This window comes from Okeania sp. SIO2C9, from assembly GCF_010672455.1.
Taxonomy (GTDB): Bacteria; Cyanobacteriota; Cyanobacteriia; order Cyanobacteriales; family Microcoleaceae; genus Okeania.
The window spans coordinates 1-11,275 of record NZ_JAAHGO010000143.1; the positions used below are offsets into that span (position 1 = coordinate 1).

Sequence of the window (11,275 nt, forward strand, 5' to 3'; positions counted from 1 at the left end):
ATTAAACGGACGTGGAGGCAAGCGTAAGACTACCGCATCTGGCAGCAGCAGCCTGTGAAGCGTCAACCCACCGAGGGGCTTCGGCTCGGTAGGAATCCCCGCGCCTTTAGGCCGGGGAGGATGTCAACGCCAAATCAATTTACCAACAGGTCGTTGTGGTCTGGCTATTTCCTCTGATGGCGTCAAATGGGAAAGAGTCAAAGGTTCTTTAACAATGGGAGCTATATTTGAACCTCACCCAGACGAAAATAGATTTGATTCTGCTCATGTTGGCGTAAGTGATGTCTACTTGAGTGACGGTCTTTACTGGATGTGGTATTTGGGTGGCGATCGCCAAGTTCTAGAAATAGGAAAGTTTCAAGCTAAAGGTATTCAGATGCTACCTGGTTGTGCAGTTTCTCGCGATGGCATTAACTGGGTGAGATTGGAAGGTCCTCATCGAGGCGCATTCCTACGTCCTGGTCAACCAGGAGAATTTGATGCTTTATTTTGTGCTTGGCCGCAAGTGCTTCGAGATAGCTCCTCCTGGAAAATGTACTATCATACCCTAAACCCAGAAAGACTATTTTTAGTAGGTTTAGCGGTTTCCCAAGATGGTTTTCAGTGGGAGAAAGTCGGTCAAATTTTAGGACCAGGAGAACCGGGAAGCTTTGATGAACGGGGTATTGCTACTCGTCACGTCCTGAAAATAGACGGTCAGTATTTGATGTTTTACGAAGGAGTAAACCAGAGTGGATATCATTCTATTGGTTTAGCTATTTCTACTGATGGCATTAACTGGGAAAAACAACCAGGTTCAGAAACTGGTGGGTCTATTTTTAGTCATGCTCCAAAAGGTTCTGGTCGTTGGGATGCACGGGCGATCGGTACTCCTTGTGTTGTACCGATGGCAGATGGTAGTTTTCGGATGTACTATATCGGTGCTAATGAAGGAGGTCACGATGAGTTATCAAGTCAGCATCAAATAGGTTTAGCAGTTAGTGATGGTTCTAATTTTAGTAAGTGGTATAGATGGGGGGAATAATAGTGGGGGAGTGAGGGAATAGGGGAGTGGGGGAGAAGTAAAAATAAGAATAATTAATGCTAATACCAAGCGTGAAAAAAGAATGCTGCAAAAAGGTAGATGTCGATCGGATATACTTAAAAATAGCTGCTCTAGTTCATTTTATATTAGGGCTAAAGCCCAACTACGTAGCCCTATTATAACTTTTCTACCGTTAGCGTAGCTCCCCCGAAGGGGGCACATAATATTGCCCCTTCTTCCTTCTTCCCTCTTCCTTCTTTCGTACGGACGCCCTTATGCAACGTCCCTACCATTTGTAACAAACATTTATCAAATATCAAATTGGTATAAATTGAAAATTTTATACATAAGAATGGCTTTTATTTTTGATTTTTAGAGATGTCTAATGAAATAATATCATGTCTTCTCTGACTCCTGACTCCTGACTCCTGACTCCTGTTAATTACAAAAATGCTACCGGATTTGATATTAGCCTTCAGAAGCCTCCAAAATACTAACCAATTCTGAAATCTCTGTAATAGATTTTATTGCTGTATCTGCCAGAAAATTATGGCCATTGGTAGTAGGATGTATGTTATCAAAGAATAAAAAATCATCGGGGTTAATTGCTCCAGAAGCTAAGAAATTATCCGTGACATTCGTAAAGCCAAAATCAGTAGGGTTAGCAATAATATTGTCAACGATAGTCCTAAAATCAGGGCTAATAATATTAATATTCGGGTCTTGCTCTAATATTTGGGAAGCTGCTGCTAACCCACTATTGTGACCTTCGCTTAATAAACTTAATCCCTGTTGTTGTTCCGGGGGTAAACTCTGTGCGAGTGGAGTCAAACCCAGATCTGGTAAATTTTGCAACAGAAAATTTCTGGCTCCAATGCTTGCTAGCTTATTTACTGCCACAGACAAATTACCCACACTTGACTGTACACCTTGGGTGTTACCCCCTAAATAATCATTTGCACCGGCCCAAACCACATACAAAGCATCAGGGTCAGTTTCTGGAGTATCTGCAATAAAATTGTCAATTTGTGTCTGCAGTCCAATTAACAGTGGGGGAGTACCTTCTGGCAATAGATTATTGGTATTATTCACAAATCCTGTGGTGGCTCCATTCACTGCAAAATTGAGACTGGGGTTAGATGTTAAATCTAATTGTGGTGCAAGAGTTTCTATCCATAGAGGGCCGTTGCTAGTGCGACCTTCAAAATAGGGAGGACTGGGTGGTAACAGACCCCCAGTAGCGATAAAAGCATTGCCTGTATCAGACAAACTATCGCCAAACACATAGATATCGCTGAATAAAGAACGTGGCAACCGTCCTTCAAATTGACCAGTATTGAGAAAGTGCTCTGTTGCTGTGAGTGAGGTAGTTACTAATGCTTCACCAACATCTGGGTAACGGTCTAGATAAAAACTGGTGTTTAATAAAGCACTGGGGTCGCGTTGTTCAAATTGACCAAAATTGATGAAGTGTTCTGTAGGTGTCAAAAGATTTTGTTCTACAGCAGCAGCAACTCCAGGGTTATTAGCAAGATAGAAATCAGTATTGAAAATAGGGTTGGGGTCGCGACTTTCAAATTGACCAAACCTAATAAAATGGAAAAAGCCATCACTAACTGTGCCATTGGCGACTGCTTCAGCCACTCCTGGGTAGGTTTCTAAATAGAATTGTTCATCAAATAGTTCGTTGATAGTTAATGCCATTGGTAATTTTTCTCAATTTTTTCTATTTCTAGAAGGTATGGTTTATAGTGTTTATCCTATCATTTAAACTGCAAAAAATACTCGTTATAAATGCCAATCAACTCTGAGTTCAATAATGTTCAGGACTTACGCATAACCACAACTTATGGTAGAGGTTAACGGCTGTTAACCCCTATAAATGGTGTATAATTTCGTCTTTTGTGTAAGTCCTGATGTTAACAAAGTAAATCCGCCACAAGTGAAAAATAGATATCTCCAAAGAGGGAATAGGGAATAGAAAATAGGGATAAAAATTTATTTTATTTTTGATTTTTGGAGATGTCTATTAGTCAGATACTGGGGATGAATTGAGGTAATACCAGTTTGAAAAAAGAATACTATCAAAAGTGCATCTCTATCGGATATGCCTAAAAATAGTTTCTCTAGTTTATTTTAGATAGTTATCTCTATCTTTTTCCCTTTTTTTTCAATATTTATCCCTTCTTCCTTCTTGCTTCTTCCTTATTTCGTACGGACGCCCTTATGCAACGTCTATTTGTAGCAAACATTGATCAATTTGGTATAAAGCCTATCTTTTAAAGAAAAAAAATTTCTCCTTTTAGTCAATCCTATCGGTTTTCAGGGAGAGGTAATTGTTAATTATTAATTATTAATTGTTACATTTGATGTATAGCAATCAGAAATCATTTGTAAAAAATCTCAGGATATATAAAAACCCTGAAACTTTTACCCCTATTTCCTGTTCCCTAAATTCAAAGATTTTTTTTCATAACTGAAATAGGATTGCTATAGAGATAGCAAGTTAGCACTGAAGTGCATCAGTAGTCAGCTTTTTAGTATTTATGAATAGCCTTGAGAAAGTGCATCCCAAATTCTGTTTTTTTTAGTAAAAAAGAGGAAAGATTCTGAATAAGAATATGGATTATCTTACTGTGATAATCCATTATTAATAACATAAACTTATTGATATACTTCCCTTCTTCTTCCTACAATTACTAATTAGAGGTCAAAAGCACAAAATCAGTTACTTGATCTCCATTGTAAGTCCGCCAATGTTCTGATACTTGAAAAAACTGTTCATTATTTGGAGTTTGATTCACAATTCTGAAAATTTCTGAAGGATAATTTTTTTCTTGGCAAGGTTGATTTTTTCTGAGACTAGCAACTAAGTTTTCCATAAATTGATACCCATCACAAAAGGCATTTGGTGGATAACCCATTTCTCCTTCACTATAAGCTTTTCCAGCAATATAAATTATATTGTGATAAAAAGAATGTGAGTCCATCTGCTCTATATATCTGTGTAATTTCAAAGGTGATGGCGCGATTAAGTAGACATCTTCACAGTCAGGTTCACAATACATCAATTCATCCCAACTTCTATAAGATTGTAGAGTTTCTCCTGACTCTAATTCATAACCTAAAGCAAACTGCATTTCATCTAATAATTCTGCTTCCCAATCTTTTTGAGATATTCGTTCAAGCCAATTATGAATAGTATTATATAGTTCCATCTCTGATAGGGAAAGCAAAGCTATTTTTACAGCTTCGGTATGTAGTTGAGTTTTGATTTTCATGACGTTACCTCCTTTTTTGTATAGTGAATAAACTTTGATATAATTCATTTTAGTTAGCTTTTATGAAGGAGATATCCTTCATAATTAACTATAAATATTTGGCAGTATTCTACTTGTATATGAAGCAGAAGATGATAATTTTAATTCCCCCTATTAACAGAGTTATCTTTTGAAGATTCTTTCTGTAAGACTGAGGAATACCATTTTCTTTAGGTTTTTTATTTCTGTTATATAGTTGTCACAGGATAACTATTGATTTTGTCGATCCCAATCGGTAAATCCATCTTTACATCTCCAGGGGATTCCCGTTGTAGGGAAGCTTAACGGTGAGGGCAATGGAGGTCAACAAATAAATTGAGCAAAGCGAATCCTTGTTAAAAAGCATAATTGTATCCGTCATTTTTGTGCATAATAGTTAAGTATTTAGGATGAACATCGAACTTTTTTTCAGGTAGTTGGAGAACAAAACTAGGACGAAACCTAATAGCAATTCTGCCTACATAAAGTCCTGCAAATTTACCTTTAGGGATTAATGCTGAAACCAAATCTCCTGTTTGAAATCCCTGAAATAATTTAGCTCTAGAAGCATGACTTATTGGAAAACCAAATTTATTAGGACGGCATCGTTGTCTTTTTCCGTGTCCTGTTGCTTGAATCAGCAAAGGTTGATTAGTTTTAAATATCAAATCATCAGGTATTTTTCCTAGACAACTGGCATCTTGCCAATGTGTTTTAGGAACTTTTAATCGTTTTCGATTAAACTTAGTTAATCCGCCACTACCTGTTTCTATTGGTAATCCTAATTCTCGTAAAGATAAAAATAGTTTCAAGCGAGTAGAATTAACCCCAGCAGCATCTTTTAAGGATGTTTTTGCCTGTCTTAAGATGTGATTAACTAGGTTTGGTTTTTCTTTAAGAAAATCCTTAATATCTTGATTCCCTTTGGACTGATTGCAGTTATGACAAGCCAAAGTTAATTTAGAAACTCGGTCACTTCCACCTTTACTTCTCGGGTGAATGTGGTCAATTTCAAAAGGTCTATCTGTCGCTCCACAATATTGACAAGTTCTATTGAATTTAGCTAGTAGATATTCTCTAACTTCCCAACCATAAAGGGTTCCCTGTCGATATTCGACTCCACTAATCTCCGGATTTTCCTGCTTTTGTAAGTCGAATTTAACTAGCTCCACAGCCAAAGAATTAATCGGACAATACCTGGTTAATCTTTTTACCCAAGTTAGTGTTGTATCGACTCGATGCTGTAAACTTGGAGGTAGCCAACCTTCAGAGCGTTTTCTGTTCAGAAACCTGGGTTGACGATAACGAGTTTTTCGTCCTCGTCTTCCCCTTCTTAATTGTCGTCTTGAGGTTAAAGCATCTTGAATTTGTTGGCCACGATGTTGTAATTCGGCTCCCCAAATTACCTGATTATTTTGCACTAAAGCTATTCCAGTTGTCTGGCTTCCTGGATCTAGTTTCAAGGTTATATTTTTGGGTGTTTCTGTTATCTCCTCAAAAAGAATAATGGTAAAAGGATACCGCCGAAAAACAGCAGCTTTCCCTTGTTTTAATAACCGTCTTGCCTGTGCTGGATGAACAGGATTTAATGGCTTTTTGGTTGTGTCTAAAACAAATACAAAGTTTGACATTTTTGATCTCCCGGACCGGGGTAATGTTTGCCTCGTTCTGTTATTTAGTCTTGTGATGTGTGACATACTCCCACACTAACCTTGCGGTATAGTGTGGGCTTCTCGTTTCCCAGTCCCGGTACCCCGTCGGACAAGCGCGTGCTTTAAGGACGGAATGCCCTACCGCCCTATTTTTTATATTTATCGCTGCATTTCCTAGGTCATGCTGCGCAAACAAGTCGCGGTCTATGACAATACCGCAATGCGGACAAGAATGAGTTCGTATGTTTAATTCTTTATCGACTTTTTCCCCACAGTTTGAGCAATCTTGGCTAGTATTTTTGGGGTTCACTGCTATAGTCCAACTAGGGGGAAAGCTTCTGCTGGGATGGCATGCAAATTGAATCGGCATCGGACCCATTCAATTGGCCGCCGATTCATCTGGTCGCCATAATCTGTGATTTGGCATGCAAATTGAATCGGCGATCTAGCTAAATAACGGCTCCTAGAAATTCTAGGGAACTGGTCACATTATGGACAATCTCGGTGCCCTCGTTATATTGCGGAGCAATATAACGGTGGGTTTGTGACACACTTAGGTAGGAATTTCTTGTGGGTAAGAAAATTAAATAAGTAGTTATACTCTTAGCACACTTTTTAATACTCTTCCTCTTGGAAGGCCCTTTATGACTTTGCGTTGTCATATAGACTTTGAGTGGAGAATATTTATCTGCCAAAACTATTAATATAGTATATAAACAAATTTTTGTAAATCAAAATTTTGGCAGTGTGTATTTATTTTTGATTTTGTTTTTTGACCTGGCTGGAATATGAAATGACTAATAAATCAAAGGCGATCGCTTGCTATGTAGAACCCATTTGAGATTGATATAGTTAAAGATAAGGAGTAGGGGAGTAGGGAACAAATTTCAACCTTTTTGCCCTATTCTCATTCCTGAATTTCCTGGCTTCTGTACGTTGCCCTACCGACGGGGACCCTATCTAAGTTCTTAGTTCTGTAGCCAAAAGCACATAACCCGTGCAAAGATATCAAATGGGTTCTATAAATCAAACAAAGATTTTAGGAACACGACAGTGGTAGCATCTTGCTCCCGTGGCAGATATTCCTTTTTCCTGTATACCATTACGGGAGCAGGACTACCGAGGAAGAAATGGAAATTAAGAGTAAAGGTATAGCGGAGAGTCTTTGAATAAAAGTTTTCTATAGAGGTATTATAGTCATTCTGAATAAGACTGGAACACTTTTTTAGCTGAAACTCTTTCCAGGTAAGAAACCCTTGTCTCAATCTTAACTAGAATGACTATAATTTGCTTAACGCCGTTGTGCAAAATTCTTGAAGTGAGAAGATTAGTTTTTTCCATACTCTATTAAAAGGACATCATATATATAGAAATATCCAGAAAAGAGGGAATAGGGAATAGGGAATAGTGAGTAGTCAGATAATTTTTTTGAATAAGGTAATTATTTAAAATTTTAGATTGTTGGTTGTAGGTCAAAAAAATTGACTTTCTTATCTACAATCAATGTTGTTTTAACTATTACCAATTACCAATTACCGATGACCAAAAATTAAATAGAGTCCAAAACTTCTAATACTGATTTAGGTAACAACTTATCCTTAAACCAAACAATAGGTACTGGTACATCTTTCACTTTTACACCCGCTTTTTCCAAATTTAGCCTTTCAGAAACTGCCAATATTAAATTATCGCACTCAGCACTCTGTACCTGAGAAAATTTCTTTTTTAAATATTCCGGTCGCCAATATCCAACTATTTCTAATAAATATGATTGTCCATTGGGATGTACCAGTCGAAAGTCAGGAATCATTACACTACCAGGAATTGGAATTAAATCGACTTCTCTTTCTAACTTCCACTCGGTTTTTAACTTAGCCCAACGTTCTGCAAATGATGCTTCTAACATACTATCGTAGGGTTTTCCTGGTGGATAATGACTAACTAAATCACAATCAGAGTTAATGCTAAATCGACCTTTTTTCCAAGCTCCACTATAGGTGTCACGATTTTGTAAGGTTGCGTGTAAACTCCATTTTGTAACGTGTAGTAATGCGGGCAACATTTTTGCTAGTGCTAAACCGTAACGAGTACTGGGTTTAAATAAACTATAAGGACCATCAATTGTGAGGGTAAAACCATGGTCAGCATCTCCTTCGATATAAGTCATTAATTGAAATAATTTTACATACCTAAATAAGAGTTTGTATTCTCCTGGATCATTGCGATGAGCGTTTAATTCAATATGACTAGCTTTATAAAAAATACCTTGAACTTGAGACAGATTATATCTATGTAATAAAGCTTCTGGTGTAGGAGCATCAAATTGAGTCAATATTCTATTTTCTTGTAAGTCAGCATAGAGACCTTTTTTAATCTCATCAGGCATAACTTCTCGGTTTAATTCTTGACTCATTTGTGTGGCTAAATTTTCGAGAGTTAATTCTGTTGATTGGATACTAGGAACAACTTCTGCTGCTGTAGTAAAAACACGTTTTCTTAATTCTATTGGTTCCAGAGGACTGATAATTTCAAAAGTCGAAAAACTGCTTCTAAGCATATGTGCTAATCCTCTTTTGAAGCGATAGTTAGGGTCATCTCCTTCAATTTCTTGTAAACGTTTATCAAGTTCTCCTTGAGTTTTGCCTACTGTTTCTTGAAAAGAGTTAATCATCTCTGTGGCAATGGCTAAATTCTTAGCATCAATTTTGAGTTTTTGAGGAATAATTGTTTCTCCTGTTTGCCGATGGGCAAGTAAATCAGTTGGTAACATAGTTCAGAAGGAAGAAGTTATTAATTCAAAAGTCAAAAGTCAAAAGTCAAAAGTAAGATTTGATCAGCTCAAAAATTTAATCCTACAGTATAGGAAATTATTTAACATTTAAAGTTTGAAACTATTTGTGACATCTTTAAAGTGAATTGGTATTAGAAGGTTGATTGTGAAGTTCTCTCCCGTTAAATCTAAGATTATAACGGGAGCTTCTGTCTCCTCAAGAGTTCTAACCAATACTCCCCACTCCCCTACTCCCCCACTCCCCCACTCCCCTACTCCCTTTTTACCGAAAAATTGGGTCTAAAGCCTCGCCCATAAGCGGGCGACTTTTTAGTTGATTTTATTTTTATAAAAATGTTATCATACTATTAGTTTAAATAGGAATTATGAAAGCTAGATTTAAGTATCGTATCTATCCAACACCGGGACAAAAATACCGAGAGCGCAAAGCTATTTGGTTGTGTGCGTGTGGTTTGGAATGATAGCCTAGCTTGTTGTCAAAAAAAGTATAAATTAGGAGAGAAGAAACCCACTAACTCTCAGCTACAAAAACAGTTGATCACTCAATCGAAAAACACTGAAGACAGAGAATGGTTATCAGAGGTTTCTGCTATACCATTGCAGCAATCTTTAAATGATTTAAACCAAGCTTATCAAAACTTTTTTAAATCAACAAAAGGTCAACAGAAAGGTAGACCTATTAGACCTCCTAAATTCAAAAGCAGGAAATCAAAACAGACTGCTAGGTTTACACTCATGAGGGTTTAAAGTTGGTCAACACAAAGTTTATTTAGCGAAAATTGGAAAGCTGAAAATTGTATCGCCTGTGAGAGTTACCTACTGCTCCATCATCAGTAACAGTAATCAAAGATTGTAGGGGCGATTCGCGAATCGCCCCTACTAGATATTTCTTGAGTTTTGTAGTAGAAATACAACCAGAAATCTTACCTCAAACTGATAATTCAGTAGGTATAGATTTAGGTATTAAAACTTTTGCTACATTTAGCGATGGTACAAAGGTTGATGCTCCTAAGCCACTGAAGAAACGAATTAAGAAATTAAGAAAGTTAAGCAAGTCATTATCTCATAAAACTAAAGGCTCTAAAAGGTATGAAAAAGCAAGGGTTAGAGTAGCTAAATTCCATGCAAAACTGAAAGATACAAGAACAGACTTTCTACATAAATTATCTACTAAAATAATTCGTGAAAACCAAACAGTTGTTTTAGAAGATTTAAACGTTTCTGGTATGGTTAAAAAGCGGTGCGACCCCGCGACGACGCCAGCTCGCTTGCGGAACGCGCACCAAGAGACCGCAAATTATCCAGAGCTATATCTGATTTAGGTTGGAGAACTTTCAGAACATTCCTAGAAGGAAAAGCAGAAAAATATGGTCGCGATTTCAGAGTAATTAGTCGCCCTTGAGCCAACATCCCAAATTTGCTCAAATTGTGGCTTTAAAGGTGGGAAGCTAGACCTGAAGGTGCGAGAATGGGAGTGTCTCAACTGTGGTGCAAAACATGATAGAGACGAGAATGCAGCGATAAATATATTAGTCGCGGGCGGGCAGTCCGAGACATTAAACGGACGTGGAGGCAAGCGTAAGACTACTGCAAAAGTAGCAGCAGCCTGTGAGACGTCAACCCACCGAAGAGCTAAGGCTCGGTAGGAATCCCCCGGGGAGGATGTCAAAGATTACTTTTGTGATTATATTTGCAGCCCCATTACAGTCTGCATTAATACACCAATTATTACTACTCCTATACAAACCACGCTGTCTTGATGCAGTCGCTCATGGGGGAAACCCCCTTTGGCGGCCCTGCATCGCTTTATTCTCTTTCCTGAAGGTTTCCAACCATTGGCCTGTAGGGTCGGTGCTTCCTTGCTTTGTATTATTTCTCCCCACATCTTCCCTCTTCCCTCCAGTATAGCTGTCTCCAGTATAGCTGTCTCCTAATAATTATGGTAGCCAAGTCTTTTCGCGCATCAATGAGTGAGGAAAAATCTGAAAAGGAGTGTTGAATTTTTTGTATTATTTCTCCCCACATCTTCCCTCTTCCCTCCTGTCTCCAGTATAGCTGTCTCCTGTCTCCTAGCTAGAAAAATTTAATATTTATGAAGATACGCTTAGGGGTTCTATAGACTTTTTCCTGCGTCATACTTACCCAGGGTTTTGTGAGACTTAAAAAATAATTGCCGACCATAATATATTCCCATGTTAGTTAGCTTGTGAGACTGTTCACACAAGAATGTTAAAATAGCAATCAATTTGGGTTTTTACCTACTAAAACTTGCTGACAACAGTACATTTAAAACGGGCAGACCGAAAATTTATTGTAGCTAATAATAGCACAGGACAACTAAAGTTGTCTAGTCTAAAGGACTCACTTGTTTTCATCCCCCGGTTAACTTCCCTGGCGGGAAGTCCCGCGCTCTCCCGCACCTTTAGCGTCGTATGGTCAAGCCAGGGCCAAGATTCGGATACCTTCATAAGCTAAACGTTCATATGCCCTTGACAAGCTAGGTACATTT

Annotated in this window: 11 protein-coding genes; 5 read left to right on the forward strand and 6 right to left on the reverse strand. The window is 37.9% G+C overall.

Annotated features, from left to right (window positions below; genetic code table 11):
* The first annotated feature begins 214 nt into the window (after nucleotides 1-214).
* Nucleotides 215-1,024, forward strand: coding sequence for a glycosyl hydrolase (locus F6K23_RS38875; protein ID WP_293166318.1), 810 nt, complete (start codon nucleotides 215-217; stop codon nucleotides 1,022-1,024).
* Between the two features lie 468 nt (nucleotides 1,025-1,492).
* On the opposite strand, the gene F6K23_RS38880 is transcribed toward F6K23_RS38875, so the two are convergent.
* From F6K23_RS38880 to F6K23_RS38900, 5 genes are all read right to left on the reverse strand, one after another.
* Nucleotides 1,493-2,728 carry an SGNH/GDSL hydrolase family protein gene (locus tag F6K23_RS38880; RefSeq protein WP_293166320.1) on the reverse strand — a complete coding sequence of 412 codons (1,236 nt, stop codon included), beginning with the start codon at nucleotides 2,726-2,728 and terminating at the stop codon, nucleotides 1,493-1,495.
* Nucleotides 2,729-3,723: 995 nt separating this feature from the next.
* Nucleotides 3,724-4,305 (reverse strand): hypothetical protein, encoded by a 582-nt coding sequence (locus tag F6K23_RS38885; RefSeq protein ID WP_124144384.1) that lies wholly within the window; start codon nucleotides 4,303-4,305, stop codon nucleotides 3,724-3,726.
* A 374-nt stretch (nucleotides 4,306-4,679) separates the two neighbouring features.
* A complete protein-coding gene (gene iscB / locus F6K23_RS38890) occupies nucleotides 4,680-5,954 on the reverse strand; it encodes an RNA-guided endonuclease IscB (protein ID WP_293166323.1) in 1,275 nt (424 codons plus the stop codon).
* A 40-nt stretch (nucleotides 5,955-5,994) separates the two neighbouring features.
* On the reverse strand, nucleotides 5,995-6,354 hold the full coding sequence (locus F6K23_RS38895; protein ID WP_375340827.1) for a zinc ribbon domain-containing protein: 360 nt from the start codon (nucleotides 6,352-6,354) through the stop codon (nucleotides 5,995-5,997).
* A 1,170-nt stretch (nucleotides 6,355-7,524) separates the two neighbouring features.
* Nucleotides 7,525-8,745, reverse strand: coding sequence for a DUF790 family protein (locus F6K23_RS38900; protein ID WP_293166325.1), 1,221 nt, complete (start codon nucleotides 8,743-8,745; stop codon nucleotides 7,525-7,527).
* Nucleotides 8,746-9,131: 386 nt separating this feature from the next.
* On the opposite strand from F6K23_RS38900, the gene F6K23_RS42605 reads away from it, so the two are divergent.
* From F6K23_RS42605 to F6K23_RS42620, 4 genes are all read left to right on the forward strand, one after another.
* Nucleotides 9,132-9,227 (forward strand): helix-turn-helix domain-containing protein, encoded by a 96-nt coding sequence (locus tag F6K23_RS42605; RefSeq protein WP_237396933.1) that lies wholly within the window; start codon nucleotides 9,132-9,134, stop codon nucleotides 9,225-9,227.
* Nucleotides 9,208-9,513, forward strand: a complete 306-nt coding sequence (locus F6K23_RS42610) for a hypothetical protein (protein ID WP_367267953.1) — start codon at nucleotides 9,208-9,210, stop codon at nucleotides 9,511-9,513. The genes F6K23_RS42605 and F6K23_RS42610 overlap by 20 nt, the downstream gene beginning before the upstream one ends.
* A 143-nt stretch (nucleotides 9,514-9,656) precedes the next feature.
* A complete protein-coding gene (locus F6K23_RS42615; RefSeq protein WP_367267954.1) occupies nucleotides 9,657-10,088 on the forward strand; it encodes an RNA-guided endonuclease InsQ/TnpB family protein in 432 nt (143 codons plus the stop codon).
* A gap of 138 nt (nucleotides 10,089-10,226) precedes the next feature.
* Nucleotides 10,227-10,412 (forward strand): zinc ribbon domain-containing protein, encoded by a 186-nt coding sequence (locus F6K23_RS42620; RefSeq protein WP_367267955.1) that lies wholly within the window; start codon nucleotides 10,227-10,229, stop codon nucleotides 10,410-10,412.
* Nucleotides 10,413-10,450: 38 nt separating this feature from the next.
* Here F6K23_RS42620 and F6K23_RS38910 read toward each other — a convergent pair whose 3' ends face one another.
* Entirely contained in the window at nucleotides 10,451-10,651 is a 201-nt protein-coding gene (locus F6K23_RS38910) for a hypothetical protein (RefSeq protein WP_293166327.1), read from the reverse strand.
* Nucleotides 10,652-11,275 lie beyond the last annotated feature (624 nt).